We start from the raw sequence: 394 nt of genomic DNA on the forward strand, positions 1-394 counted from the left end.
CATCGTCATTGATTTCACCCCGAAGGGTGAAACCAACGACCGGCCGCTTCCTGCTTCATCGACCCATAGCTCGTAGACCGACCCTTGCGGGCCGTTCCGCCGCCAGAGGGATCTCCACAGGCGTCACTTCCCGGGGAACTCCCGGTAGGGCTGTTGAGGGTAGCCAACCCGTAGTTTCGCAAATTGAGGGCCGCGTTGAGATCCCGGTCCACCTCCAGCCCGCAGGCTTCACAGCAGAAGATCCGCCGGGACAGGGGAAGGGCAGGACCCACCCCGCCGCACCGCGAGCACATCCGGGTGGACGGAAAGTGCCGCGGCGCTGTAATCAATACGGCTCCATACCAGCAGCACTTGTATTCCAGCATCCGCCGGAACATCCCCCATCCCACATCCA

The 394-nt window shown here is 62.7% G+C and carries 1 protein-coding gene; it reads right to left on the reverse strand.

The genetic code is table 11. The features are described from left to right. Positions 1-14: 14 nt before the first annotated feature. The coding region (locus CFB18_RS16450) for an RNA-guided endonuclease InsQ/TnpB family protein (RefSeq protein WP_143597489.1) at positions 15-394 on the reverse strand (380 nt) is incomplete at its 5' end.

This window comes from Thermoflexus hugenholtzii JAD2 (assembly GCF_900187885.1).
Taxonomy (GTDB): Bacteria; Chloroflexota; Anaerolineae; order Thermoflexales; family Thermoflexaceae; genus Thermoflexus; species Thermoflexus hugenholtzii.